The sequence below is a fragment of the Variovorax sp. WS11 genome, assembly GCF_010499245.1.
Classification (GTDB): Bacteria; Pseudomonadota; Gammaproteobacteria; order Burkholderiales; family Burkholderiaceae_C; genus Variovorax.
In genome coordinates this window covers 1,174,043-1,200,372 of record NZ_JAAGOW010000001.1, presented here as the reverse complement: position 1 = coordinate 1,200,372, position 26,330 = coordinate 1,174,043, and the positions used below count along the sequence as shown (strand labels likewise).

Here is a 26,330-nt window from a genome sequence, read left to right as displayed (position 1 = left end):
TCACGGCGGCACCCGCACTTGGATTTTTTCGATGACCGACGCTTTTGAAGCGCAGGGCGAGTTCGTGCCTGCGCAATCCGATGACTTTGCTGCTGCTCGCGGCGAGTCGCCTTCCACCCCCCACACCGAGACTTTCGAGGTCTTCGAAGCACTCGACGCCGTCGAAGCCGTCGAAGCAACCGAGCCCAAGCAGCCCAATGGCTTCGTCCAAATGGGCCTGGCGAGCGAACTGATCGCTGCCGTCGAGGACCTCGGCTTCACCCAGCCCACCGCCGTGCAGGCGCAGGCCATCCCCCGCGCCATGGGCGCCGGCGGCGGCGCCGACGGTGCCGCCCGCTTCGTCGACCTGATGGTCTCCAGCCAGACCGGCAGCGGCAAGACCGCCGCTTTCCTGCTGCCCGTGCTGCACACCCTGCTGCAGCACCAGGCCGAAGCCGCGGCCGCCGCCAAGGCCGAGCACCAGCGCCAGGCCGCCGAAGCCGCTGCACGCGGCGAAACGCAGCCCAAGAAGAGCAAGCGCAAGGACCCGACCAACCCCCGCCACTTCAAGGCTGCAACCCCCGGCGCGCTGGTGCTGTGCCCCACGCGCGAGCTGGCCCAGCAGGTGGCACACGACGCCATCGACCTGGTCAAGCACTGCCGTGGCCTGCGCATCGCGAACGTGGTGGGTGGCATGCCCTACCAGCTGCAGATCGCCCGCCTGCAAAACGCCGACCTCGTGGTCGCCACGCCCGGCCGGCTGCTGGACCTGCAGCGCTCGATGCAGATCAAGCTCGACCAGGTCAAGTTCCTGGTGGTCGACGAGGCCGACCGCATGCTGGACCTCGGCTTCGCCGACGACCTGGCCGAGATCAACCAGCTCACCATCGAGCGCCAGCAGACCATGATGTTCAGCGCCACCTTCGCGCCGCGCATCCAGCAGCTGGCGCAGCGCGTGATGCGCGAGCCGCAGCGCGTGACCATCGACACCCCACAGGAGAAGCACGCCAACATCAAGCAGGTGCTGTTCTGGGCCGACAACGCCCAGCACAAGCGCAAACTGCTCGACCACTGGCTGCGTGACACCAGCATCAACCAGGCCATCGTCTTCTGCAGCACGCAGGTCGAATGCGACGGCCTCGCCGGCGACCTGCAGCAGGGCGGCTTCAGCGCCGTGGCGCTGCACGGCGCGCTGAGCCAGGGCCTGCGCAACCGCCGGCTGATGGCGCTGCGCCAGGGCCAGGTGCAGATCCTGGTGGCGACCGACGTGGCCGCGCGCGGCATCGACGTGCCGACCATTACCCACGTCTTCAACTTCGGCCTGCCGATGAAGGCCGAGGACTACACCCACCGCATCGGCCGCACCGGCCGCGCCGGGCGCGACGGCCTGGCCGTGACCTTCGCCGAGTTCCGCGACCGCCGCAAGATCTTCGACATCGAGGCCTACAGCCGCCAGCCCTTCTCGGCCGAGGTGATCCCCGGCCTGGAGCCGCAGCAGCGCTTCCCGCAGGGCCGTCCGCAGGGCGACTTCGGCGGCCGCGGCCGCGAGAACCGCGAAAACCATTCGCGCGACCGCAAGTTCGGCGGCCCGCGCGGCGGCTATTCCAATGCCAGCGGCTTCAACGACCGCGGCCCGGCGCGCGGCCACGCGCCTTCGCGCGGCTTCCAGGGCCAGGCCCCGGGCCAGGCGCAGGGCAGGGGCCGTGACGAGGCCGGTGGCTACGGCCGCAAGTCCGGCTGGGGCGACAGCGCCCCGCGTGCTGGCGCCGGCGCTGGTGCCCCCCGCGGCAACGGCGGTGCGCACGGGGCCGGCAAGGCCTTCGCGCCGCGTGACGGTCAGCGCCGCGCCTTCAAGCCGACCCGCTGAAGCGTCGATCTCCCTGCAAAGCCCGCCTCACCCGAGGCGGGCTTTTTTGTGTCCGCGACGCCCCAGTCCCACGATGTGAAGCGCAGGCGCGAGGGGCTTTGCGCCGCCCGCGGGAGCGGCCCGCCGAGCCGGGCGACAATGACGCACGGGACGGCCTCGCGCCCGCTCCCGTCCGAATCCGGCATCAACTCCCCCTGAAAGAACCCAAGGACCGACATGAGCACATCGAGCTACGTTGACACCCGCCTGCTGATCAATGGCGAATGGTGCGACGCCGCGAGCGGCAAGACCCTGGACGTCATCAACCCGGCCACCGGCAAGCCCATCGGCAAGGTCGCGCATGCCGGCATCGCCGACCTGGACCGCGCCCTCGAAGCCGCGCAGCGCGGCTTCCTGGCCTGGCGCAAGATCCCCGCCAACGAGCGCGCCGCGACCATGCGCAAGGCCGCCGGCCTGCTGCGCGAGCGCGCGCCCGAGATCGCCCGCCTGCTGACGCTGGAGCAGGGCAAGCCCTTCGTCGAAGCACGCGGCGAGGTGCTGGCGGGCGCCGACATCATCGAGTGGTTCGCCGACGAAGGCCGCCGCGTCTACGGCCGCATCGTGCCCTCGCGCAATCTGGCCGCCCAGCAGTTGGTGATCAAGGAGCCGGTTGGCCCCGTGGCCGCCTTCACGCCCTGGAACTTCCCCATCAACCAGGTCGTGCGCAAGCTCGGCGCCGCGCTGGCCACCGGCTGCTCCTTCCTGGCCAAGGCGCCCGAAGAGACCCCGGCCTCGCCTGCGGCCCTGCTGCAGGCCTTCGTCGATGCCGGCGTGCCGCCCGGCACGGTGGGCCTGGTGTTCGGCAACCCCGCCGAGATCTCGAGCTACCTGATCGCGCACCCCATCATCCGCAAGGTCACCTTCACCGGCTCCACCCCGGTGGGCAAGCAGCTTGCCGCCCTGGCCGGCCAGCACATGAAGCGTGCCACCATGGAGCTGGGCGGCCATGCGCCGGTGATCGTCGCCGACGATGCCGACCTCGCCCTGGCGGTCAAGGCCGCGGGCGGCGCCAAGTTCCGCAACGCGGGGCAGGTGTGCATCTCGCCCACGCGCTTCCTGGTGCACAACAGCATCAAGACGGAGTTCGCGCAGGCGCTGGTCAAGCATGCCGAGAGCCTCAAGCTCGGCGACGGCCTGGCCGAGGGCACGACCCTCGGGCCGCTGGCCAATGCGCGCCGCCTCACGGCCATGGCCCAGGTGCTGGACGACGCGCGCAGCAAGGGCGCGACCGTGGCGACCGGCGGCGAGCGCGTGGGCTCGTCGGGCAACTTCTTCGCGCCCACCGTGCTGACGGACGTGCCGCTGGACGCCGACGTGTTCAACAACGAGCCCTTCGGCCCCGTGGCCGCCATCCGCGGCTTCGACACGCTGGAAGAGGCCATCGCCGAGGCCAACCGCCTGCCTTTCGGCCTGGCGGGCTATGCCTTCACGCGCTCGATCAAGAACGCGCACCTGCTGTCGCAGCAGGTGGAGGTCGGGATGCTGTGGATCAACCAGCCGGCCGCGCCTTCGCCGGAAATGCCCTTCGGCGGCATCAAGGACTCGGGCTATGGCTCCGAGGGCGGGCCGGAGGCGATGGAGGCCTACCTCAACACCAAGTCGGTGTCGATCATGGCGGTTTGAGGGCTGCTTGCAGCCAAATGGCGCGGGCTCTGGCCCGCGCTTTTTTTTGCCCGCATCACCAGAGCTCGCCTGGCGGCGCAGCTTGCATTGCTACGAAAGGCCGCCCTGGCACACGTACTTGATGTGCAGGTAGTCGTCCAGCCCGTGCACCGAGCCCTCGCGTCCATAGCCCGAGGCCTTGACCCCCCCGAAGGGCGCAGCCTCCGCCGCGAGCGCGCCTTCGTTGACGCCGACGATGCCCGTCTCCAGCGCCTCGGCCACGCGCCAGATCCGGCGCACGTCCTGCGAGTAGAAGTACGCGGCCAGCCCGAAGGGCGTGTCGTTGGCCGCCGCGATCACCTCGGCCTCGCTGTCGAAGCGCGTGATCGGCACCACCGGCCCGAAGGTCTCCTCGCAGCTGCATTCCATGCTTGCGTCGGCGTTCACCAGCACCGTGGGCGCGTAGTAGTTCGGGCCCAGATCCACGAGGCGCTTTCCGCCGGCGAGCACCTTGGCGCCTCTTTCGATGGCATCCCGCACATGGCGCTCGATCTTCTCGAGCGCACGCGCATTGATCATCGGACCGATCTGCGAAGCCGTGTCGCTCGCCGGACCCACCTGGAGCGCCCCCACGCGCCCGGCCAGCTTGTCCACGAAGGCGTCATGCACCCCGGCCTGCACGAACACCCGGTTCGGCGACACGCAGGTCTGCCCGCCGTTGCGGAACTTGGCCGCCATCAGGCCTTCGACGGCGGCATCGATGTCGGCATCGTCGAACACGATGAAGGGCGCATTCCCGCCGAGCTCCAGTGACAGCTTCTTGAGCGTATCGGCCGAGCGGCGCGCCAGGTGCTGGCCCACCGGTGTCGATCCGGTGAAGCTGATCTTGCGCACCCGCGCATCGTCCAGCCACACATCCACCACCTCGGGCGTGCGCTCGCGCGAGGCCGTCACGATGTTGATCACCCCCGCCGGCACCCCGGCCTCCTGCGCCAGCTTGACCAGCGCCAGCGAAGTGAGCGGCGTGTCCTCGGCCGGCTTGCACACCACCGTGCAGCCTGCCGCCAGCGCCGGCGCGATCTTGCGCGCGATCATGGCCGCCGGGAAGTTCCACGGCGTGATCGTCGCCACCACGCCCACCGGCTCCTTCAGCGCGAACATGCGCCGTCCGGTCACCGGCGCGGGAATCACGTCGCCGTTGGCGCGCGTGGCCTCCTCGGCAAACCACTCGATGTAGCTGGCGGCATAGGCCACCTCGCCCCGGCCCTCGGCCAGCGGCTTGCCCTGCTCGCGCGAGATCAGCCGGCCCAGGTCCTCCTGGTGCGCCATCACCAGATCGTTCCAGCGCTTGATGATCTGGGCGCGCTGCTTGGCCGGCACGGCGCGCCAGGCCGGGAAGGCGGCGTGCGCGGCATCGACCGCGGCGCGGGCGTCGGCGGCCGTGCCGTCGGGCACGCTGGCGAAGACGGCGTCGGTGGCCGGGTCGGTCACGTCCAGGCGGCGCGCGTCGCTCGCCTCGCGCCATTCGGCGCCGATCAGCTGGCGCCCGGGCATCAGGTCCTGGCGTTCAAGGTTCAGTGTCATGGTCTGAGGTTTATGAAGGGTTGTCAGGCTGCGGCAACGCGCTCGGCGATCGTGATGCCCATGTCGGTGGTGGAGGCCGTGCCGCCCAGGTCGCGCGTGCGCGGCCCTTCGCGCAGCACCGCCTCGATCGCGCCGAGGATCGCGTCGTGCGCGGCGCGGCCGGCGCCTTGTCCCTGCGTGAGGAAATCCAGCATCAGCGCCCCCGACCAGATCATCGCGATCGGGTTGGCGATGTTCTGCCCGTAGATGTCGGGCGCCGAGCCGTGCACGGGCTCGAACAGCGAGGGGAACTTGCGGTCCGGATTGAGGTTGGCCGAAGGCGCGAGGCCGATGGTGCCGGTGGTCGCGGGGCCGAGGTCGGAGAGGATGTCGCCGAATAGGTTGCTCGCCACCACCACGTCGAAGCGCGTGGGCTGCAGCACGAAGCGCGCCGACAGGATGTCGATGTGCTGCTTGTCGACCTGCACCTCGGGGTACTCGCGGCCGATGGCATCGGCGCGGCCGTCCCACCAGGGCATGCTGATCGCGATGCCGTTGCTCTTGGTGGCCACGGTCAGGTGCTTGCGCTTGCGTGCCTGGGCGAGCTCGTAGGCGTACTTCAGCACGCGATCGGTGCCGTGCCGCGAGAAGACCGACTCCTGGATCACGATCTCGCGCTCGGTGCCTTCGTACATCACGCCGCCCAGCGACGTGTATTCGCCCTCGGTGTTCTCGCGCACCACCAGGTAGTCGATGTCGCCGGGCTGGCGGCCCGCCAGCGGGCAGGGCACGCCCTCGAACAGGCGCACCGGGCGCAGGTTGATGTACTGATCGAACTCGCGCCTGAACTTGAGCAGCGAGCCCCACAGCGAGACGTGGTCCGGCACCGTGGCGGGCCAGCCGACAGCGCCGAAGTACAGCGCGTCCACGCCCTTCAGTTGCTCCTTCCAGTCGTCCGGCATCATCTTGCCGTGCTCGGCGTAGTAGTCGCAGCTCGCCCAGTCGATGGTGCGGCAGTCGAGCTCGAAGCCGAAGCGCTCTGCCGCGGCCTGCACGACGCGCAGGCCCTCGGGCATCACTTCCTTGCCGATGCCGTCGCCGGCGATGAGTGCGATGCGGAAGGTGGGGGTCATGTCGGTGTCTTTCATGCGGCGAGCGCCATCTTGCGATCCATCTCGTCGAGCCAGCCCTGCCGCAGCTCGGGCACCGAGCGGGCCAGCAGTTCGTAGTAGGGATGGTGCGGCCCGCGCTCGTAGTCGGCGCGCGCCACCTGCGCGAGCTTGCGGCCGTGCTGCATCACGACGATCTCGTCGCACACCGCGCGCACCGTGTGCAGGTCGTGGCTGATGAAGAGATAGGAGACGCCGAGCTCGCGCCGAAGTTCGGCCATCAAATCCAGCACCGCCGCGCCGACGACCGTGTCCAGTGCCGAGGTCACCTCGTCGCACAGGATCAGGTCCGGCTCGGCCGCGAGCGCGCGCGCCAGGTTGACGCGCTGCTTCTGCCCGCCCGACAGCCCGCCAGGCAGGCGCCCGGCGACGGTCTGCGGCAGCTTCACCAGGTCCAGCAGTTCGCGGATGCGCTGGCGCAGCGGCTCGCCGCGCAACCCCTTGTAAAACTGCAGCGGCCGCGCCAGGATGCGCTCGACGGTCTGCGAGGGGTTCAGCGCCGTGTCCGCCATCTGGAACACGATCTGGACCCGGCGCAGCTCTTCCTTGTCGCGCTGTGCGAGCGTCGGCTTCAACTCGCGCTGGTCGAACAGAATGCTGCCGTGGCATGGGCTCAGCAAGCCGGCGACGGCGCGTGCCAGCGTGGTCTTGCCGGAGCCCGACTCGCCGATCACGCCGATCGCCTGCCCGCGGTGGAGCTGGAGGTTGATGTCCTCGAGGATCAGTTTGGCCGGTCGGCCTTGCTTGTCGACCGGTCCATAGCCGGCCGAGAGCTCGCGCACATCGAGCAGCAGCGATGTGTCGCCCGCGACAGGGCCGCACGCACGCGGCGCGGGCCGCGCGGCGGCCAGCAGGCTCTTCGTGTAGTCATTCACCGGCGCCGTGAGGATCTGCCCGGTGGAATTCACCTCGCGCATCTTGCCGTCGCGCAGCACCAGGATGTGGTCCGCCATCTGCGCCACCACCGCCAGGTCGTGGCTCACGTACACCGCGGTGGCGCGGCGCTCGCGCACCACGCGGCGGAAGGCGCGCAGCACCTCGATCTGCGTGGTCACGTCCAGCGCGGTGGTGGGCTCGTCCAGGATCACCAGGTCGGGGTCGCCGATCAGCGCCATCGCCGCCATCAGGCGCTGCAGCTGGCCGCCGGAGACCTGGTGCGGATAGCGATCGCCGATGGTCTCGGGATCGGGCAGCGCCAGCTCGCGGAAGAGCTGCACCGCCTTGGCCTCGGCCTCGGAGCGCTTGCACAGGCGGTGGATGACGGTCGGCTCGACCACCTGGTCCATGATCGTGCGCGAGGGATTGAAGGAGGCGGCCGCGCTCTGCGCGATGTAGGAGACGGTGCGCCCGCGCAACGCGCGCTGCTGCGCCGCATCGAGCGAGAGCACGTCGGTGTCGCCGATCTGCACCCGGCCCGCCGAGATGCGGCAGCCGTGGCGCGCATAGCCCATCAGCGCCAGCGCGGTGGTGGTCTTGCCGGAGCCGGATTCGCCGATCAGTGCCAGCACCTCGCCGGGCTGCACGGAGAAGCTCAAGGCATCGACCAGCGTGTTCGCGCCGGCCGTGATGCTGAGGCCCTGGACCTTGAGTGGTGCGCCCATCAGCGTGCTCCTCGTTCGCGGGCGGTGCGGCCCGGCAGGTTGTCGATGACGAGGTTGACCGAGATGGTCAGGCTCGCGATGGCCAGCGCCGGCACGATCACCGAGGCGCCGCCCATGGCCAGCGCACCGATGTTCTCGCGCACCAGCGAGCCCCAGTCGGCCGCCGGCGGCTGGATGCCCAGGCCGAGGAAGCTCATGCTCGCCAGCAGCAGCACGACGTAGACGAAGCGCAGGCCGAGGTCGGCCAGCATCGGGCCGACGATGTTGGGCAGGATCTCGCGCAGCATGATGTAGAGCGTGCCCTCGCCGCGCGTGCGCGCCACGGTCACGTAGTCCAGCGCATTGATGTTGACGGCCAGCGAACGCGCGATCCGGTAGGCACCCGGCACGTAGATGATGGCCGCCGTGGCCACCAGCATGGGCACCGAGGAGCCGAAGCCGGCCACCATGATGAGCGCGAACATCTTGCTCGGGATGGCCGTCAGCGTGTCGAGGCCGCGGCTCAGCACCGCGTCGATCCAGCGGCCGCTGGCGGCAGCCAGCAGCGCCAGCGTGATGCCGGTGCCGCTGGCCAGCACCGTGGCGAGCAATGCAACGCCGACCGTGTAGCGCGCGCCGTCGATGATGAGCGCCAGCATGTCGCGCCCGAGGTAGTCGGTGCCCAGCCAGTGCGCCGCGCTCATGGGCGCGAAGACGTTCGAGGTGCCCATGGCCGCCGAACTGTGCGAAAGCAGCCAGGGCCCGAGCAGGGCCGCGAGCATCCAGAACAGCAGCACGGCCAGGCCGAGCAGGCCGGAGATGCCGAAGCCGCCGAGCCAGCGCAGCGGGCTGCCGCGGCGCCCTTGCGGCGGGGGCGCGATGGCCGCCGTGGCGCTCACGAGGGGGGTGGAGGTGGATGTGGTTTCCATGGAGCTCACCTCAGCGATGCCGCAGCCGCGGGTTGGCCACGATGCCGCAGATGTCGGCCGTGGTCACCAGGATCAGGTAGGCGCAGCAAAAGATCATGGCGCAGGTCTGCACCAGCGGCATGTCGCGCTGCGAGACGCCGTCGACCATCAGCTTGGCGATGCCCGGGTAGTTGAAGATGGTCTCGACGATGATCACGCCGCCCAGCAGGTACGACAGGCTCAGCGCCACCGCGTTGGCTATCGGGCCCACCGCATTGGGCAGCGCGTGCGCCAGCACCATGCGCATCGGCGAGGCGCCCTTGAGCCGCACCATCTCGATGTAGGGCGCTTCGAGCTGGTCGATCACCGCGGCGCGCGTCATGCGCATCATCTGCGCGACGATCACGCAGCACAGCACCAGCACCGGCATGGCGAAGGCGCGCAGCATCTGCCCGATCGACTCGATGTCGTTGACGAAGGACAGCGCCGGCAGCCAGCGCAGCTGGACCGCGAACACCAGCACCGCCAGCGTCGCGACCAGGAACTCCGGCACCGACACCACGCCCACCGCCGTCGTCGAGGCGGCGCGGTCGAACCACGAGCCGCGCCACACCGCCGAGGCGATGCCGAGGGTGAGAGCGATCGGCACCGAGAACAGCGCCGTCACCGCCGCCAGCAACAGCGAGTTGGGCAGCCGGCTGGCGACCAGCTCCGAAACCGGCAATTGCGTGGTCGCGGAGCGGCCTGGGTCGCCCTGCACCATGCCGAGCAGCCACTTCGCGTAGCGCTGCGGCGCCGGCACGTCCAGGCCCATCTGCGTGCGCAGCGCGGCCAGCGCCTCCGGCGTGGCCTCCTGGCCGAGCTGCTCCTGCGCCGCATCGCCGGGCAGCACCGCGGTGATGGAGAAGACGATCACCGACACCGCCAGCAGTGACAGCAGCGCCAGCGCGATGCGCTGAGCGAGGAGCTTCAGGATCACATGGTTCATGGAGGATCTTCCGGAGGGCGGATCAGGCTTCCAGCCAGACGTTCTCGGCGAAGTTGTAGCCCATCAGGCCCCCGAGCGGAATCGGTGACAGGCCCTTGAGCTTGGACGTATGGCCGTCGATGCTGGCAAGGAACAGCGGGATGCCGATGCCGGCGTCCTGGTGGATCAGCGTCTGCATGTCCGCGTACATCTGCTTGCGCTTGGCCAGGTCGGTCTCGGCGCGCGAGGCCAGCAGCAACTGGTCGAACTTCTCGCTCTTCCAGCGCGACTCGTTCCAGGCCGCGCCCGACTGGAAGAACTGCGTCAGCAGCACGTCGGCGCTGGGCCGCGGGTTGACGTTGCCGAAGCCCACGTGGCTGTTGAGCCAGTGGTTCGACCAGTAGCCGTCGGCCGGCATGCGCTTGATGTCCAGCTCGAGGCCGGCGCGTTGCGCAGCCTGCTGCAGCACCAGCGCCATCTCCACCGAGTAGAGCGCCGCCGGCGACGCCACGATCGGCACCTTGCCGGTGACGCCGGACTTCTGCAGATGGAACTTGGCCTTGTCGAGGTCGAAGGGCCGCTGCGGCAGGCCGGCGAAGTAGAAGCGGTTGGTCGGATCGATCGGCTGGTCGTTGCCGACCACGGCGTAGTCCAGCGCGATGGTCTTTTTCATCTGCTCGCGGTCGAACAGGTGCTTCATCGCGAGCACGAAGTCTGGGTTGGCGCCGGGGCCCACGTCCTTGCGCATCACGAGGTCGGAGTATTGGCCCGACTGGGTGACGAAGATGCCGAAGCCGGGCGTGCCCTTCACGCGCTCTACGGATCGCGGATTGACCGAGCCCACCAGGTCCATGCCGCCGGACAGCAGCGCGTTGACACGCGCGCTCTCGTCGCCGATGCCCACGAACTCGATCTCGTCGAGGTAGGGCTTGCCGGGCTTCCAGTAGGCGTCGTTGCGCACCATCAGCGAGCGCACGCCGGGCTTGAATTCCTTGAGCTTGTACGGCCCGGTGCCGATGCCGGCATTGAAGTCGGTGGTGCCTTCCTTGACGATGTGGAAGTGGAAGGTGCCGAGGATCACCGGCAGGTCGGCGTTCGGCGCGCTGAGCACCACCGTCACTTCGTTGGGGCCGGTGGCCTTGACGCTCTCGATCTGGTCGGCGAGCACCTTGGCCTTGGAGGCGGCAGCCGGGTCCTTGTGGCGCATGACCGAGAACACCACGTCGGCGGGCGAGAGCGCCTTGCCGTCGTGGAACACCACGCCCTTGCGCAGCGTGAAGACCCAGGTCTTCGCATCCTTGGTGGTGAACGATTCGGCCAGCGCGGGTTGCGGCGTCAGGCTGCCGTCGAGCGAGGTGAGGCCGTTGTAGATCATGTTGCAGCGCGAGTAGTCGGTCTGGTTCGACTGCTTGGCCGGATCGAGCGTGTCGGTGGCGGCGGCGGTGGCGCCGGCGACTCGGATGCGCCCGCCCTTGCGGGGCGTTTGCGCATGGGCGTTCATCGCCACGCCCGCCAGGCTGCCGGCCAGGGTGGCCTGCATGCCACCGGCCATCAGCATCGAGAGGATGTCGCGCCGCGTGGCGCCGCGCCGCAGCGACTCCATCGCGCGAAGGCTTTCGCCGGGACCGACGAGATTTTCGAAGCTCTTGTGGCTGCTGTCGTTCATGGTGAGGTGCTCCTGGTGAGGCCTTGTGGTTGAAGAAAGCGGAACGAAAGAAAGTGGAGGCTCGCGGGGCGCTCAGGCGGCCAGCCGGTCCTTGAGCGTGTAGTAGAGGCCCACCGCCGGCAGGAACCACGGCGGGCCGAAGTGGCCGGGGATGGCGGGCCAGTCGTGGTCGCGCCACGGGTTGGCGCTCGCGTCGCCGGCCATCACGGCCGCCATGCGCTGGCCCATGTGCACCGACATCTGGGTGCCGTGGCCGCTGTAACCCATCGCGTAGTAGAGGCCATTGCGCTCGCCGGCATGCGGCAGGCGGTCCTGCGTCATGTCGACCAGGCCACCCCAGCAATAGTCGAGCCGCACCGGGCCGAGTTGCGGAAAGGTTTCGGCCAGGCCGGCGCGCAGGATCTCGCCGCTTGCGGCATCGGACTGCGGGCTGGAGACGGCGAAGCGCGCGCGCCCGCCGAACACCAGCCGGTGGTCGGTGGTGAGCCGGAAATAGTGGTGGATGTTGGCCACCGTGGTGTAGGTGCGCCGCGCGGCCAGCAGGGCCTGCGCGCGCTCGGCGCCCAGCGGCTCGGTGACCACGATGAAGCTGCCGATCGGCACGATGCGCCGGCGCAGCCAGCCGAAGCTGCCGTAGCCGCCATGGCGCGTCGCACCGGTGGCCAGCAGCACCTGCTGGGCGGCGACGGGGCCGCTCGCCGTGTGCAGCCGATGTGCATGGCCCTGGCCCACGCGCTCGATGCGCTGCACGCCCGTGCCGGTGTGGATCTGCGCACCGTTGCGCTCGGCCGCTGTGGCCAGGCCCTGCGCGAAGCGGCCCATGTGCATCTGGCCGCTGCGCTTGTAGAGCAGGCCGCCGTGGAAACGCTCGCTCTGCACTTCGGCATGCACGCGCGCCGCATCGAGGATCTCGACGTCGGTGTCGACGCCGTCGCCGACCAGGCGCTCGGCGCTGCGTTCGAGCGCGGCCATCTGGCTCGGCCGCGTGGCGAGCTTGAGCTTGCCGTGGCGCAGGAAGTCGCAGTCGATGGCCTCGTCGCGCACCAGCCGCTCGACCGTGTCCACGGCGTCGTCATAGGCGCGGTACCAGGCGCGAGCCCGGTCGGCGCCGAACTTTGCGGCCACCTCGGCATAGTCCACCGCCAGGCCGTTGTTGACGTGACCGCCGTTGCGCCCCGACGCCTCGGCCGCCACGCGCTCGCCGGCCTCCAGCACCACCACCTTGGCGCCGCGCTTGGCCAGCGCCAGCGCCGCCGACAGGCCCGTGAAGCCGCCGCCGACGACGGCGACGTCGACCTTGGCCGGCAGTTCATGCGGCTCGGGCACGAAGGCGGGTGCCGAATCGGTCCAGTAGGAGTCGAGCTTCATGGCGTGGGGTGCGTGGCGGGAGCGATCAGAGACCGACGACGCCCGGCAGGCCGCCGATGTCCTTGATCTCGACGTAGCGGTAGGCCGGGTTGCCCGGGCCATGGCCACGGTTGACGAACACCTTGTTGACGATGCCCAGGTCGTCCGCCGACATCAGGTCGTAGCGCAGGCTGGAGGACACGTGCAGCACGTCCTCGGGGTTGCAGCCCAGCGAGTCGAGCATGTATTCGAAGGCCTTCAGGCGCGGCTTGTAGGCCTGGGCTTGCTGCGCTGTGTAGACGCGGTGGAAGGGCGCGCCGAGCATCGCCACGTTCTTCTGGATCTGGTCGTCCGAGGCGTTGGACAGGATCACCAGCGGGATCTCGTTGGCGATCCTGGCCAGGCCCGCGGGCACGTCCGCATGCGGCGCCCAGGTGGGCACCGCGTCGTAGTACTTCTGCGCTTCGCTGTCGAGATACTGGATCTTCCACTTCTTGCACAGGCGGCGCACTGCGTTCTTCAGCACCACTTCGTAGGGTTGCCAGTCGCCCAGCACTTCGTCGAAGCGGTAGGCCGTGAAGTCGGCAATGAACTGCTCCATCTGCTCGGCCGGAATGCGGTCGGCAAAGATGTCGCGCGTCATTTCGCCCATGCGAAAGCGCGTCAGCGTGCCGTAGCAGTCGAAGGTGATGTACTTGGGACGGAAGGGCATGATGGTCTCTATTCCTTAAATGAAAGATGCAAATGCGACGAACTCATGACGAAGCGATTGCAGCACGCAGCCGCTTCGAGGTTGTAGGGAAATGAAGTGCCTGGCGCACGAAAGCTGCGGTTTGAAGGGGCGCCGGCGGCATGCCATGCGGTCTGCCCCTGCGGCGTGCGGCCATGCACCTTAGTGCGCTGCAGCAAAGTCGATGAGCACGCTTTTGAAGCGCAGGTTGGCCTCGACCGCCTGGCGCCCCAGGTCCTTGCCGATGCCCGACTTCGAGCGGCTCGAGCCGCGGCGCGTCGGCTTCGATCAGCTCGCCCAGCGGCGCAGCACCCAGGCGGCCGCCGATGAAATGGCCTGAGGGCACCTGGATCTGTCGCGGGTCGAAGACTTGCATGGGTTCAGCTCGAACGGTGGTCGGAAGAAGAGGGCCGGAGCGGCGCTCGATGCTAGGCAGGTTGGCACCGCATTTGTGTGCGTAAGCGCGCGCGTTGCCGCATCGAATTGCGAAACCCGGGGCCGCGACAGACGAAGCTTGCAAGTTGCGGCGAAGCGCGAATTCGGTCTGGCGCAAGCCACGGATGTCGTCCAAGATGAGCTGCCCTTTTGCTCGCACGAAGACCTCCCGATGCCCGCCCAGACACCGAACGCACCCGCTCTCGACGGCGTGGTGCTGAGACCGATGACCGCAGCCGACCTGCCGCTTGCGCACGCCTTGACCGCCGAGCTGCGCTGGCCGCACCGCCCCGCGGATTGGGCGCAGGTCTTCGCCCATGCCGAGGGCATCGTTGCCGAGCGCGACGGCGAGCTGATCGGCACCGCCCTGCGATGGCGCTGGGGCGAGCGCCACGCCACCATCGGCCTCGTGATCGTGTCGCCGGCCTGCCAGGGCCGCCGCCTCGGCCACCGGCTGATGAGCGCACTGCTCGAAGAGCTCGGGGATTGCACGGTGCTGCTGCATGCCACCGCCGACGGGCGAGGTCTGTACGAGCGGCTGGGCTTCGTGCGCACCGGCGAGTTGCGGCAGCACCAGGGCGTGGCCCAGCCGGCGCCGCTGGTTGCGCTGCCCACGGGCTGGCGCCTGCGGCCTGCCGGACAGAGCGAGGCCGCATCGCTGCAGGCGCTCGATGCCGCGGCACGCGGCATGCCGCGCGATGCGCTGATCGCGGACCTGCTCGCCGCGTCCGATGCCTGCGTGGTCCTCGACCACGACAACGCGCCGCGCGGCTTTGCGATGCTGCGCCGCTTCGGGCGCGGGCACGCGATCGGTCCGGTGGTGGCGCCCGACGCCGAAGGCGCGAAAGCGCTGATCGCGCATCTCGCCGGGATGAATGCCGGAAACTTCACGCGCATCGACATCGACTTCGCCAGCGGCCTGGCCGAATGGCTCGAGAGCTTCGGCCTGCTGCGCGTGGATGCGCCGACGACGATGGTGCGCGGCGCGCCGCTCGCCGTGCCGCCCGGCGGGCCGACGCTGTTCGCGATCGTCACGCAGGCCGTCGGTTGAGTTCGATGGGCGCGACCACCTTCCTCTACAAGTCCGACCCGGTGCGCGGCCGCCAGTGGGCCGAGGTGTTCCGGCGCCGCGCGCCCGGGATCGACTTCCGCATCTGGCCCGACATCGGCGACCCGGCGCAGGTGCGCTTCCTCGCGGCCTGGGAGCCGCCGCCGCAGTTGGCGGAACGCTTCCCGAACCTGGAGGTCCTGTTCTCTTCCGGCGCCGGTGTCGACCAGTTCGACTTCGCGGCGCTGCCGCCGGATTTGCCGGTGGTGCGCATGGTCGAGCCCGGCATCGTGCAAGGCATGGTCGAGTATGTGACGCATGCGGTGCTCGGGCTGCATCGCGACATGCCGCGCTACCGGCGCCAGCAGCAGCAGGGCCAGTGGCGTCCCTTGCCCGTGCGACCCGCCGGCGAGCGGCGCGTGGGCGTGCTGGGGCTCGGCTCGCTTGGCCAGGCAGTGTTGGCGCAGCTCGTCGGCCTGGGCTTCGACTGCGCGGGCTGGAGCCGCTCGCGGCATGCGGTCGAGGGCGTGGCATGCCACGCCGGCGCCGACGAACTGCCGGCCTTTCTCGCGCGCACCGACATCCTCGTGTGCCTGCTGCCGTTGACCGATTCGACGCGCGGCTTTCTCGACGCGCGCCTGTTCTCGATGCTGCCCGAAGGCGCAGGCCTGGTACACGTCGGCCGCGGGCCGCAGCTCGTGGATGCTGACCTGCTGGCCGCGCTGGCCAGCGGCCGGATCGGCGATGCCGTGCTCGACGTGACCGACCCCGAGCCGCTGCCGACGGAGCATGCCTTCTGGCGCCATCCGCACATCCAGCTCACGCCGCACATCGCGAGCGTGACGCAGCCGCTGAGCGCGGCGGAGGTGGTGCTCGACAACCTGCGGCGCTTCGAAGCGGGGGAACCGATGCTGGGCCTCGTCGATCGCGCGCGCGGGTACTGAGGCCCTGTGTGCACGACGGCAGGATCTGCTGTCGCGACGCGCACAACCGCAGCCTGCTTCGCACAAGGCCCTCAATGCGGCACCCGCACGAGGGGCACGCGGCCTAAGCTTTTGGACATCCAAAGGCCCAACCACCGCCCCTCATGACACACCCCACCGCATTGCCCAACAAGGCCGCGCTCGACGCCATCGACCGCGCTCATCTCATCCACCCCGTCTCGCCCTGGCGCGTGCATGAAGAGCGCGGGCCCACCGTGCTTGCCTCGGGCCGCGGCGCGTGGCTGACCGATGCCAACGGCCATGAACTGCTCGACGCCTTCGCTGGCCTCTGGTGCGTGAACGTGGGCTATGGGCAGGAGAGCGTGGTGCAGGCCGCGGCCGAGCAGATGCGCCGGCTGCCGTATGCCACGGGCTACTTCCATTTCAGCAGCGAGCCGGCCATCCGCCTGGCGGAGAAGCTGGTGCAGATCACGCCCGCCTCGCTGACCCGCGTGTACCTCACGCTGGGCGGCTCCGACTCGGTCGATGCCGCGGTGCGCTTCATCGTGCAGTACTACAACGCGATCGGCAAACCGTCGAAGAAGCAGTTCATCGCGCTGGAGCGCGGCTACCACGGCTCCTCCTCCACCGGCGCGGGGCTCACGGCGCTGCCGGCCTTCCACCGCGGCTTCGACCTGCCGCTGCCCACGCAGCACTACATCCCTTCGCCCAACCCGTACCGCCATGCCGACGGCGCCGATCCGCAGGCGCTGATCGCGGCCTCGGTGGCGTCGTTGCGCGCCAAGGTCGCGGAGCTGGGCGCGGACAACGTGGCGGCCTTCTTCTGCGAGCCGATCCAGGGCTCGGGCGGCGTGATCGTGCCGCCCAAGGGCTGGCTCAAGGCCATGCGCGAGGCCGCGCGCGAGCTGGACATCCTCTTCGTGGTCGACGAGGTCATCACCGGCTTCGGCCGCACCGGCCCCATGTTCGCCTGCGAGGCCGAGGGCGTGGAGCCCGACCTGATGACCGTGGCCAAGGGCCTGACCGCCGGCTACGTGCCGCTGGGCGCGACACTGATGTCGGAGAAGGTCTATGCAGGCATCGCCGACGGTGCGCCTGCGGGTGCTTCGATCGGCCACGGCGCCACCTATTCGGCGCACCCGGTCGGCGCCGCGGTCGCGCTCGAGGTGCTGCGGCTCTACGAGGAAGGCGGCGTGCTCGCCAATGGGCAGCGCGGCGCGACGCATTTCGCGGCCGGGCTCGATGCGCTCTCCGCCCATCCGCTGGTGGGCGATGCGCGCCACCGCGGCCTGCTGGGCGCGCTGGAGCTGGTGAGCGACAAGGCAAGCAAGCGCGGCTTCGATGCGGCGCTCGGGCTGCCAGACCGCATCTTCGCCGCGGCCTATCGCAACGGCCTGGTGTTCCGCTCCTTCGGCGACCATATCCTCGGCTTCGCGCCGGCGCTCACCTTCACCGAGGACGAGTTCGCGCAGATGTTCGTGCGCCTGAAGAAGACGCTCGACGAGGTGCTCGACGCACCGGACGTTCGCGCCGCGCTGGCCGCCTGAGGCAACCCTGGGAGAACACCGGACGCAGCGCGCCGCGGCAGACGCAGAATCGAGTTCTCCGCGTTCACCGTCACCACCCATGTCAGAAGCATTCAAGATCGACCGGCTCGACCTGCGCATCCTCGCCCAGCTGCAGAAGAACGGCCGCATGACCAACGTCGACCTGGCCGATGCGGTGGGCTTGTCGCCCAGCCCCTGCCTGATCCGCGTGAAGCGGCTGGAGCAGGCCGGCTACATCGCCGGCTACGGGGCGCACCTCCGGCTGGAGAAGCTGGGCGACACGCTGACCGTGTTCACCGAGGTCACGCTGCAGGATCACCATCGCGAGGACTTCGTGCGCTTCGAGACGGCGATCCGCGACGTCGACGAAGTGCTCGAATGCCACCTGGTGAGCGGCGGCTACGACTACCTTCTGCGCTTCCTGACGCGCGGCGTCAACCACTACCAGGAAGTGATCGAGGAACTGCTCGAACGCAACATCGGCATCGCGAAGTACTTCAGCTACATCGTGATCAAGTCGCCGTTCATCAAGACACACTGTCCGATCGAACGGCTGTTTCCCAACCAGCGTTGACCGGCGCTTTCGCAGCTCCATGCCTCAGACCCCGCCTCGCTCCCCAGCGCCCGCCCGCTTCGTGCGGCTGGCCGAAATCGACAGACCTGCGCTGGCGCTGCAGATCGATGGGCAGGCGGCCGTCGCGCTGGCCGGCGACACGCTGCTCGTGGCGCTGCTGAGCCACGGGCGGCGCCTGCGCGACAGCGAATTCGGCGACGGCACGCGCGCCGGTTTCTGCCTGATGGGCGCCTGCCAGGACTGCTGGGTGTGGACGCCGGGCGGCGAGCGGCTGCGTGCCTGCTCGACGGTGGTCGAAGCGGGCATGTCGGTGCTCACGCGCCCGCCCGCCGGCCATCCCTGGCCGGTGACGCCGGATCTGCAGCAGTCCCTGGCGCGGCATGCATCGGAGGCCGCAGTATGAGTGGGGCACTCGTTTCCGCGCCGCGCATCGTCGTCGTCGGCGCCGGGCCCGCGGGCGTGCGCGCTGCGCAGGCGCTGGTGCAGGCCGGGCTGCGGCCCATCGTGATCGACGAGGGTCGGCGCGATGGCGGCCAGATCTACCGCCGCCAGCCCGAAGGCTTCAAGCGCCCCTATGCCAAGCTCTACGGTAGCGAGGCCGCCAAGGCGCAGGCGCTGCACCGCGACTTCGATGCGCTGCGGGCGCAGGTCGACTACCGCGGCGACACGCTGGCCTGGAACCTGAGCGAAGGCGCGCTGCACGTGGTGCGCGCCGGCGAGCCGCAGACCGTGCCCTTCGATGCCTTGCTGGTGTGCTCCGGCGCCACCGATCGCCTGATGCCCGTGCCCGGCTGGCAACGCGCCGGCTGCTACAGCCTCGGCGCTTCGCAGATCGCGCTGAAGGCGCAGGCCTGCGCGATCGGCGCGCGCGTCGTCTTTCTCGGCAGCGGGCCGTTGCTGTACCTGGTCGCGTCGCAGTATGTGCAGGCCGGCGCCGAGGTGGCGGCGGTACTCGACACGTCGCCAAGTGCCAAGTCCTGGAGTGCCGTGAAGGGCTTGCTCGCGCGGCCGCAGCTGGCGCTGCGCGGGCTGGGCCTGATCCGCGGACTGCGCCGCGCGGGCGTCACGGTGCTGCAGGGCGTGGTGCCGCTCGCCATCGATGGCAGCGATCCGCTCGGCGTGCAGTCGGTCGCGGTGCGCGACGCCGCGGGCCGCGAGCAGCGCTTCGATTGCGATGCGGTCGGCCTCGGCTGGCATCTTCGCGCCGAGACCCAATTGGCCGATCTTGCGCGCTGCGAGTTCGACTTCGAGCCCCTGAGCCGGCAATGGCTGCCGCGTATCGATGCCGACGGCCGCAGCAGCACGCGCGGCGTGTACCTTGCCGGCGACGGCGCGCGCATCCTCGGGGCCGATGGCGCCGAGGCCGCCGGCCGGCTGGCCGCGCTGGCGGCGCTGGCCGACCTGGGCCATGCGCCGGGCCGGGCGCTGTACCAGGCCGAGTCCGCCGCGCTGCGCCGCACGCTGGTGCAGATGGATCGCTTCCGCGCGGGCCTGGCGCGCGCTTTCCCCTGGCCGCATGCGCAAGCCGCGGCGCTGCCCGACAGCGCGGTGGTGTGCCGCTGCGAGGCCGTCACGGCCGGCGAGCTGCGCCGCTGCGTCGGCGAGCTGGACAGCCGCGAAGTCAACCGCGCCAAGGCCTTCAGCCGGGTCGGCATGGGGCGCTGCCAGGGCCGCTTCTGCGGCCACGCCTCGGCCGAGATCGTGGCGCAGGCCTGCGGCGTTCCCGTCGAGCAGGTCGGGCGGCTGCGTACGCAGGCGCCGGTCAAGCCGCTGATGATGAACACGCGCGAGGCGAACTGATGAGCGATTCGACGCATGACACCGACGTGCTGGTGCTGGGCGGCGGCCTGGTGGGCACCAGCGCTGCCTTCTTTTTACGCCGGGAGCACGGCCTCTCGGTCACGCTGCTGGAGCGCGAGCTGGTGGGCCGCCAAGCCAGCGGCACGAACTTCGGCAACGTGCGCCGCCAGGGCCGTGCGCTGTTTCAGATGCCGCTGGCCAACCGCGCGCGCGCCGTGTGGGGCCGGGTCAAGGAACTGCTGGGCGAGGACTTGGAGTTCGTGCCCTATGGCCATCTGCGCGTCTGCTACACCGAGAAGCAGGCGGCGGTGCTGGAGCAGCATGCGAGGGACGTGAAGCCGCTGGGCCTGGACCTCGAGCTGTTCAGCGCCGAGCAGTTGCGCCGGCGCTGGGGCATCTTCGCGCCCGAGGTGGTCAGCGGCTCGCTGTCGCCCAACGACGGGCACGCCAATCCGCGGCTCGCGGGCCCGGCCTTTGCGCGCGCGGCGCGGCGGGCCGGGGCGAACATCGTCGAGCATGCCGAGGTGATGCAGGTCGAGCGCGACGGTGCGGGCTTCGTCGCGCACACCGCGGATGGGCGGCGCTTCCGTGCGCCGCAGCTGCTGGTGGCTTGCGGTGCCTGGTCGAACCGCATGGCCGAGCAGTTCGGCGAAGCGGTGCCCATGGATGCGCGCGGGCCGCAGATGGGGGTGACGGAGCCGCTGCCTTACGCCATCGGGCCGTCGATCGGCGTGTCTTCGCCGGTCGAGCACGAAGGTTTGTATTTCCGGCAGATCGCGCGCGGCAACATCGTCTTCGGCGGCGGGCTCAAGGGGCCGGCGCACACGGATCGCATCCGCGCCTACGTCAAGCCGGACAACGTGCTGCGGCAGCTGCGCGAGCTGCGGCGCTTGGTGCCGGCCTTCGAGCAGGTGCAGCTGATTCGCGTGTGGAGCGGGATCGAGGGCTATACCTCGGACTGGCAGCCGGTGATGGGGCCGAGTGCGCGTGTGCCGGGGGTGCACTATGCCTTCGGCTTCAATGGCGAGGGTTTTGCGATCGGCCCGGGGGTCGGCGAGACCATGGCCGAGCTGATCGCGACGGGGAGGACTTCGACGCCGATCGAGAGTTTCGCTATTGCGCGGTTTGCAGCCGAGCTGGCGAAGCAAGTGGCCTGAGGTCTTGCTCCCTCCCCTTTCGGGGGAGGGAGCAAGAGAGTTACATCGCCATCACAACGAAGTGAAGGTGAAAGGGCTCATCCCGCGAGCGCTCGCTCGGCGACTTCGCACAGCCAGCGCACGCCCAACGGAAGTGCGTCGTCGTTGAAGTCGTAGCAGGGGTGATGCAGTGCTCGCTCTCCGTCCGACCCCGGGTCGGCGCGGCCCTGGCCCAGCCACAGGTAGGCGCCCGGACGGCGCTGCAGCATGAAGGCGAAGTCTTCCGAGGTGAAGGCCGCGCGCGGCGCGATGTCGGCCTGCAGGCCGACGGCTCGGGCCGCGGCGAGGGCGAGCGTGGCTTCATCCGGCGTGTTGAGGGTGGCGGGGTAGTAGCGCACGTAGCGCACCTCGGTCTGCACGCCGCTCGCCAGCGCCACGCCGTCGACGGTGGCGCGCAGCGCGGCCTCGATGCGGTCCTGCGAGGCGAGGTCGAAGCTGCGCACGGTGCCGGTGATCGAGACTTCCGCCGGCAGCACGTTGTGGCTGTGCCCGCCTTCGATGCGCGTCACCGAGAGCACCGCCGATTCGCCCGGATCGATGCGCCGCGACACGATGGTGTGCAGCTGCGCGACGAGCTGGCTTGCCGCGAGGATGGCGTCGGGCGTGTGATGCGGCTGCGCCGCGTGCCCGCCGCGTCCGCGCAGCACGATGTCGAAGCGGTCGGCCGCCGCCATGATCGGGCCGGCCCGCGTCTGCGCACTGCCCAGCGGCAGGTCGGGCCAGTTGTGCAGCGCGTAGACGCTGTCGCAGGGGAAGCGCTCGAACAGGCCGTCCTCGATCATGGCGCGTGCGCCGCCCTTGCCTTCCTCGGCCGGCTGGAAGATGAAGTGCACCGTGCCGTCGAAGCGCCGTGTGCGCGCCAACTGGCGCGCGGCGCCGATCAGCATGCTGGTGTGGCCGTCGTGCCCGCAGCCGTGATGAACGCCCTGCGTGCGGCTGGCATGGGCGGTGCACCCCAGCTCGACCATCGGCAGCGCGTCCATGTCGGCGCGCAGGCCCACGCTTCGCGCACCGCTGCCGCAGTGCAGCGTGCCCACCACGCCGGTGCCGCCCAGGCCTTCATGCACCTCGAGGCCGAGCAGGCGCAGCGCCTGGGCCGCCACGCCGGCCGTGCGCCGTTCCTCGAAGGCGAGCTCCGGATGCGCGTGCAGGTCGCGGCGCAGCGCGATCAGTTCGGGCAGCAGGTCGGCGACCGGCGCGGCGATCGCGTCCAGGCTCAACGCTCGGCCTCGACGGCGTCGGCCAGCGCGGCCAGCGTGTGGAAGTGGTAGTCGGGCACGGTGTGCTCGGATTCGAGCGTGCCGCCGGAACCCTTCTGCCCATGGCGCCGCTCGATCCAGCAGGTGGCGATGCCCAGCTGCTTGGACACGCCGATGTCGTGGTACTGGCTTTGCGCCACGTGCAGGTTGTCAGCCTGCTTGTAGCCCCAGGCGCCCTCGAAGCGGCCGCGGGCGTAGGCGAAGTAGCGCGCATCCGGCTTCTCGCACAGCGCGTCGTCGCAGCTCAGCAGCATGTCGAAGGGCGAGCCCAGGGTCTTGTCGAAATGGGCGAGCGCCCAGTGCTGCGCATTGGTCATGGTCACCAGCTTGAAGTGCTTGCCGAGGCGCTTCAGGGCTTCCACCGAATCGGGGAAGGCCGGCCACTGCGCCACCGAATCCCGCAGGCCACGCGCGATTGCGTCGTCGTCGGGCAGGCCCAGCGCGGGCGCGATGGCGTGCCAGCAGCGCTCCAGGTCGTCGGGGTACCAGCCGGCCGTGCCGTCGGCACGGGCTCGCCGGTAGGCCGCGAGGAAATCGTCGTCGGTCACGCGGGCATCGGGCGCCGCGCTGCGCAGGTAGGCGAGCATGCCGCCCTCGAAATCGATCAGCGTGCCGACGACGTCGAAGGTGAGGACCTTGAAATCTTTGAGGGACATGGATGAGCTCCGGGTGATGGCGGGAAAGCCGTTGCACCGAAGCATAGGCGCGGGCCCCTGCGCATCCGAACCGAAGTGGGGCTGCGCCGCGGCACAGGATTTCGTTGTTGGCGCCCAGCCGGCATCATCTTGCGGGCGGTCGCGGGCGCCCCTGCCGTCAAGCCGCGACGTAATCCGGGTACTGCCTGCAGATCTCGTCCACCGCGCTGAGCGTGCCCGACAGGTGCTTGCGCAGCGCGGCCTGGGCGGCGGCCGGATCCTTCGCCTCGATGCCGCGCACGATGGCGCGGTGGTCGCGCAGGATCGCCTCGGTCTTGCCCGCCGTCGGCAGGTGCAGGCGGCGCAATCGGTCGACGTGTCCGGAGACGCGGCCGACCATCTCCCACAGGTCGGGCACGCCGCCGGCTTCGTACATCAGGCGATGGAAGGCACGGTCTGCGCCCACGAAGTCGCCGTAGCGCTGGGCCGCCGACAGCGCGGCCTGCTGGGCGATGGTGGCCTTCATCTGCTCGACCAGCCCTGCCGGCGCCTCGAGCGCGAGTTGGTGCACCAGCTCCAGCTCGATCGAGCGGCGCAGGAAATGCGCCTGGCGCGCCGCCGCGATGTCGATGCGGCTGACCAGCGTGGCGTGCTGCGGGAACACGTCCACCAGGCCTTCCTCGCTCAGGCGCAGCAGCGCCTCGCGCACCGGCGTCTGGCTCACGCCGAAATGGTCTGCCAGCTCCTGCCGCGCCAGCACGGTGCCGGGGACCAGCTCCAGCGAGAGGATGGCGTCGCGCAGCTTTTCCAGCACCTGGGGCGCGGCCAGTCGGGTGCGGTCGAGTCGGATCTTGGGAAGGGCACTCATCGAGGGGGATTTTGGCATTGACGTACTAATATATTAATGTTTTAATCCGCCGCAAACGCCACCCGGCTCGGCCGCGCCACCGTCGTTTATTCAGCCGCAGCGGCCCATGACCCCAGAGACAGCCCCGATGAAACGCCCCTACGAATCCCTGCGCAGCGCCCGCTGGTTCGCGCCTGACGACTTCCGCTCCTTCGGCCACCGCTCGCGCGTGCTGCAGATGGGCTACAGCTACGACGACTGGATGGGCAAGCCGGTGATCGCCATCGTCAATACCTGGAGCGATGCCAACCAGTGCCACGCGCACTTCAAGCACCGCGTGGAGGATGTCAAGCGCGGCATCCTGCAGGCGGGCGGCTTTCCGCTGGAGCTGCCGGCGATCTCGCTGTCGGAAAGCATGGTCAAGCCCACCACCATGCTCTACCGCAACTTCCTCGCGATGGAAACGGAAGAGCTGCTTCGCAGCCACCCGGTGGACGGCGCGGTGCTGATGGGCGGCTGCGACAAGACCACGCCCGGCCTCACGATGGGCGCGCTCAGCATGGGCATCCCCTTCATCTACCTGCCGGCCGGCCCCATGCTGCGCGGCAACTGGAAGGGCAGGGTGCTGGGTTCGGGCTCCGATGCCTTCAAGTACTGGGACGAGCGTCGCGCCGGGCGTCTAAGCGAGCAGGCCTGGTCCGAAATGGAGGCCGGCATCGCGCGCAGCCACGGCACCTGCATGACCATGGGCACGGCCGCCACCATGATGGGCATCGCCGAGGCGGTGGGCTTGAGCCTGCCGGGCGCCTCCAGCATTCCGGCGGCGGATGCCAACCACATCCGCATGAGCGCCGAGTGCGGTCGCCGCATCGTCGAGATGGTGTGGGAAGACCTTACGCCCGCGAAGCTGCTCACGCGCGCCAACTTCGAGAACGGCATCGCCTGCGCGATGGCCATGGGCTGCAGCACCAACGCCATCGTGCACCTGATCGCGATGTCGCGGCGCGCGGGCCACCCGGTGAGCCTGGACGACTTCGACGACTTCAGCCGCCGCGTGCCCGTCATCGCCAACATCCGGCCCAGCGGCGATGCCTACCTGATGGAGGACTTCTTCTACGCCGGCGGCCTGCCCGCGCTGCTGGAGCGCATCCGAAGCCTCCTCCAGACCGACGCGCGCACCGTCAACGGCCGCACGCTCGGCGAGAACATCGAAGGGGCCGAGGTCTACGACGACGACGTCATCCGGCCGCTCGCCAACCCCATCTACGCCGAAGGGGCGCTGGCCGTTCTGCGCGGCAACCTGGCGCCCGACGGCGTGGTGATCAAGCCCAGCGCCTGCGCGCCGCACCTGCTGCAGCACACCGGCCGCGCGCTGGTGTTCGACGACTACCCGGCGCTCAAGACGGCGGTGGACGACCCGGACCTGGACGTGACGAGCGATGACATCCTGGTGCTGCGCAACGCCGGCCCGCGCGGCGCCGGCATGCCGGAGTGGGGCATGCTGCCCATCCCGACCAAGCTGCTGAAGCAGGGCGTGAAGGACATGCTGCGCCTGTCCGACGCACGCATGAGCGGCACCAGCTACGGCGGCTGCCTGCTGCACTGCTCGCCCGAATCGGCGATCGGCGGCCCGCTGGCGCTGGTGAAGACCGGCGACCGCATCAGCGTGGACGTGCCTGGGCGGCGCATCCACCTCGAGGTCAGCGACGAGGAGCTCGCCCAGCGCAAGGCCGCCTGGACGCCGCCGCCGCCGCGCTACGAGCGCGGCTACGGGTGGATGTTCGGCCGCCACATCAAGCAGGCCAATGAGGGCTGCGACTTCGACTTTCTGGAAACCAGCTTCGGCAAGCCGGTGCCCGAGCCCGACATCTTCTGATCAGCCCTTCAGACCTACCTTTTAGAGAACGGAGACGACACGTGAATCCCGCCACCCGCGAGCAGCTCATGAAGGTGAGCACCGCCACCTTGTGCACGGCCCTGTTCAAGCGCGGCCTGCGCAACCAGTTCATCCAGGACGTGCGGCCGCTCAACCCCGGCCTGCCCAACATGGTGGGCGAGGCCTTCACGCTGCGCTACATGCCGGCGCGCGAGGACCTGAATCCCATCAACGTCTTTCTCGACCGCAACCATCCGCAGCGCCAGGCGGTGGAGCAGTGCCCCGAAGGCGCCGTGCTGGTGATCGACAGCCGCAAGGATGCGCGCGCCGCCTCGGCCGGCGGCATCCTGGTCACGCGGCTGATGAAGCGCGGGACTGCCGGCGTGGTGACCGATGGCGGCTTCCGCGACAGCCCCGACATCGCCAAGCTGGGTTTTGCCGCGTACCACAGCCGCCCCAGTGCGCCGACCAATCTCACGCTGCACCAGGCCATCGACATCAACGTGCCGATCGGCTGCGGCGACGCGCCGGTGTTTCCCGGCGATGTGATCGTGGGCGATGCCGAGGGCGTGATCGTCATTCCCGCCCACATCGCCGACGAGATCGCCGCCGAAGCGATCGAGATGACCGCCTTCGAGGACTTCGTGCAGGAAAAGGTGCTCGAAGGCCGCTCCATCCTGGGCCTGTACCCGCCCACCGACGAACAGAGCCGCACCGACTTCGCGGCCTGGCGCGAGGCCAACGGCCGCTGA

At 69.7% G+C, this 26,330-nt stretch carries 23 protein-coding genes; 12 read left to right on the top strand and 11 right to left on the bottom strand.

The genetic code is table 11. The annotated features are described in order from the left end of the window. The first annotated feature begins 31 nt into the window (after positions 1–31). Both GXN78_RS06145 and GXN78_RS06140 read left to right on the top strand, forming a co-directional pair. Positions 32–1,846, top strand: a complete 1,815-nt coding sequence (locus GXN78_RS06145; protein WP_106555193.1) for a DEAD/DEAH box helicase — start codon at positions 32–34, stop codon at positions 1,844–1,846. A 216-nt stretch (positions 1,847–2,062) separates the two neighbouring features. Beyond that, positions 2,063–3,508: an NAD-dependent succinate-semialdehyde dehydrogenase gene (locus GXN78_RS06140; RefSeq protein WP_106555195.1), complete on the top strand. Its 1,446-nt coding sequence runs from the start codon at positions 2,063–2,065 to the stop codon at positions 3,506–3,508. A 90-nt stretch (positions 3,509–3,598) separates the two neighbouring features. On the opposite strand, the gene GXN78_RS06135 is transcribed toward GXN78_RS06140, so the two are convergent. The 8 genes from GXN78_RS06135 to GXN78_RS06100 all read right to left on the bottom strand — a co-directional run bounded on the left by GXN78_RS06135 (position 3,599) and on the right by GXN78_RS06100 (position 13,399). Beyond that, a complete protein-coding gene (locus tag GXN78_RS06135; protein ID WP_106555196.1) occupies positions 3,599–5,071 on the bottom strand; it encodes an NAD-dependent succinate-semialdehyde dehydrogenase in 1,473 nt (490 codons plus the stop codon). Between the two features lie 23 nt (positions 5,072–5,094). Next, positions 5,095–6,183, bottom strand: a complete 1,089-nt coding sequence (locus GXN78_RS06130) for a tartrate dehydrogenase (protein ID WP_106555310.1) — start codon at positions 6,181–6,183, stop codon at positions 5,095–5,097. A gap of 11 nt (positions 6,184–6,194) precedes the next feature. Next, on the bottom strand, positions 6,195–7,820 hold the full coding sequence (locus GXN78_RS06125) for an ABC transporter ATP-binding protein (protein WP_106555197.1): 1,626 nt from the start codon (positions 7,818–7,820) through the stop codon (positions 6,195–6,197). Continuing rightward, on the bottom strand, positions 7,820–8,728 hold the full coding sequence (locus tag GXN78_RS06120) for an ABC transporter permease (protein WP_106555198.1): 909 nt from the start codon (positions 8,726–8,728) through the stop codon (positions 7,820–7,822). Before GXN78_RS06120 ends, GXN78_RS06125 begins: the two co-directional genes overlap by 1 nt. A gap of 10 nt (positions 8,729–8,738) precedes the next feature. Continuing rightward, entirely contained in the window at positions 8,739–9,695 is a 957-nt protein-coding gene (locus tag GXN78_RS06115; protein WP_106555199.1) for an ABC transporter permease, read from the bottom strand. A gap of 22 nt (positions 9,696–9,717) precedes the next feature. After that, on the bottom strand, positions 9,718–11,340 hold the full coding sequence (locus GXN78_RS06110) for an ABC transporter substrate-binding protein (RefSeq protein ID WP_106555200.1): 1,623 nt from the start codon (positions 11,338–11,340) through the stop codon (positions 9,718–9,720). Positions 11,341–11,412: 72 nt separating this feature from the next. Then, the gene (locus tag GXN78_RS06105) at positions 11,413–12,708 is read right to left on the bottom strand and encodes an FAD-binding oxidoreductase (protein ID WP_106555201.1); all 1,296 of its coding nucleotides are present in this window, start codon (positions 12,706–12,708) and stop codon (positions 11,413–11,415) included. A gap of 25 nt (positions 12,709–12,733) precedes the next feature. Beyond that, positions 12,734–13,399: a haloacid dehalogenase type II gene (locus GXN78_RS06100; protein ID WP_106555202.1), complete on the bottom strand. Its 666-nt coding sequence runs from the start codon at positions 13,397–13,399 to the stop codon at positions 12,734–12,736. Between the two features lie 202 nt (positions 13,400–13,601). On the opposite strand from GXN78_RS06100, the gene GXN78_RS06095 reads away from it, so the two are divergent. From GXN78_RS06095 to GXN78_RS06060, 8 genes are all read left to right on the top strand, one after another. Then, positions 13,602–13,757: a hypothetical protein gene (locus GXN78_RS06095; protein ID WP_164255377.1), complete on the top strand. Its 156-nt coding sequence runs from the start codon at positions 13,602–13,604 to the stop codon at positions 13,755–13,757. Between the two features lie 267 nt (positions 13,758–14,024). Then, positions 14,025–14,903, top strand: coding sequence for a GNAT family N-acetyltransferase (locus GXN78_RS06090; protein ID WP_106555311.1), 879 nt, complete (start codon positions 14,025–14,027; stop codon positions 14,901–14,903). A gap of 5 nt (positions 14,904–14,908) precedes the next feature. After that, positions 14,909–15,844: a glyoxylate/hydroxypyruvate reductase A gene (locus GXN78_RS06085; RefSeq protein WP_106555203.1), complete on the top strand. Its 936-nt coding sequence runs from the start codon at positions 14,909–14,911 to the stop codon at positions 15,842–15,844. Positions 15,845–15,987: 143 nt separating this feature from the next. Continuing rightward, positions 15,988–17,391, top strand: coding sequence for an aspartate aminotransferase family protein (locus GXN78_RS06080; RefSeq protein ID WP_106555204.1), 1,404 nt, complete (start codon positions 15,988–15,990; stop codon positions 17,389–17,391). A 79-nt stretch (positions 17,392–17,470) separates the two neighbouring features. Then, complete coding sequence (locus GXN78_RS06075) at positions 17,471–17,965, top strand: Lrp/AsnC family transcriptional regulator (protein ID WP_106555205.1); 495 nt, start codon at positions 17,471–17,473, stop codon at positions 17,963–17,965. A 19-nt stretch (positions 17,966–17,984) separates the two neighbouring features. Beyond that, positions 17,985–18,368 (top strand): (2Fe-2S)-binding protein, encoded by a 384-nt coding sequence (locus GXN78_RS06070; protein WP_106555206.1) that lies wholly within the window; start codon positions 17,985–17,987, stop codon positions 18,366–18,368. Further along, positions 18,365–19,765, top strand: a complete 1,401-nt coding sequence (locus tag GXN78_RS06065) for an NAD(P)/FAD-dependent oxidoreductase (RefSeq protein ID WP_106555207.1) — start codon at positions 18,365–18,367, stop codon at positions 19,763–19,765. Before GXN78_RS06070 ends, GXN78_RS06065 begins: the two co-directional genes overlap by 4 nt. Then, positions 19,765–20,922, top strand: a complete 1,158-nt coding sequence (locus tag GXN78_RS06060) for an FAD-binding oxidoreductase (RefSeq protein WP_106555208.1) — start codon at positions 19,765–19,767, stop codon at positions 20,920–20,922. The genes GXN78_RS06065 and GXN78_RS06060 overlap by 1 nt, the downstream gene beginning before the upstream one ends. A gap of 77 nt (positions 20,923–20,999) precedes the next feature. Here the strand turns inward: GXN78_RS06060 and GXN78_RS06055 are convergent, their stop codons facing one another. The 3 genes from GXN78_RS06055 to GXN78_RS06045 form a co-directional block, all read right to left on the bottom strand. Beyond that, entirely contained in the window at positions 21,000–22,181 is a 1,182-nt protein-coding gene (locus GXN78_RS06055; protein ID WP_106555209.1) for an amidohydrolase, read from the bottom strand. After that, positions 22,178–22,876: an HAD-IA family hydrolase gene (locus GXN78_RS06050; RefSeq protein WP_106555210.1), complete on the bottom strand. Its 699-nt coding sequence runs from the start codon at positions 22,874–22,876 to the stop codon at positions 22,178–22,180. Before GXN78_RS06050 ends, GXN78_RS06055 begins: the two co-directional genes overlap by 4 nt. A 157-nt stretch (positions 22,877–23,033) precedes the next feature. Beyond that, positions 23,034–23,723, bottom strand: a complete 690-nt coding sequence (locus GXN78_RS06045) for a GntR family transcriptional regulator (RefSeq protein WP_106555211.1) — start codon at positions 23,721–23,723, stop codon at positions 23,034–23,036. Positions 23,724–23,850: 127 nt separating this feature from the next. Between GXN78_RS06045 and araD the strand changes: the two genes are divergently transcribed. Together araD and GXN78_RS06035 are read left to right on the top strand one after the other, a co-directional pair. After that, entirely contained in the window at positions 23,851–25,578 is a 1,728-nt protein-coding gene (gene araD, locus GXN78_RS06040; RefSeq protein ID WP_106555212.1) for an L-arabinonate dehydratase, read from the top strand. Positions 25,579–25,619: 41 nt separating this feature from the next. Further along, positions 25,620–26,330: a ribonuclease activity regulator RraA gene (locus GXN78_RS06035; protein WP_106555213.1), complete on the top strand. Its 711-nt coding sequence runs from the start codon at positions 25,620–25,622 to the stop codon at positions 26,328–26,330.